The organism is Bacillus sp. SIMBA_074 (assembly GCF_046534555.1).
GTDB classification, from domain to species: Bacteria; Bacillota; Bacilli; order Bacillales; family Bacillaceae_G; genus Bacillus_A; species Bacillus_A mycoides.
On sequence record NZ_JAWRYM010001206.1, the window covers coordinates 1 to 237 of the forward strand.

Consider the following 237-nt stretch of genomic DNA (forward strand, 5'->3'; position numbering starts at 1 on the left):
GCGCCGTCGTGGATGGCCGCTCGCTGGATGTGATGGACGTCGGCACTGCCGCTCTGCCGCAGCCGCAGCGCCGCGTCGACCTTCCGCCCCCGGATGACGTGCTGGAGTTCCTGGTCGATCGCGACGGGTTGAGCGTTCTGCTCCGCGACGGGGTGCCGCGGGTCGACGTGCTGGCCGGCGGCTCCGACCTGGTGGAGCGGTTCCTGCGGACGTTCCGGTTCGATCCGGTTCCGGAGG

The 237-nt window shown here is 71.7% G+C and carries 1 protein-coding gene; it reads left to right on the top strand.

What is annotated here, in order from left to right:
* A partial coding sequence (locus tag SB773_RS34550; RefSeq protein ID WP_410595049.1) for a hypothetical protein occupies positions 1 to 237 on the top strand: 237 nt, incomplete at both ends.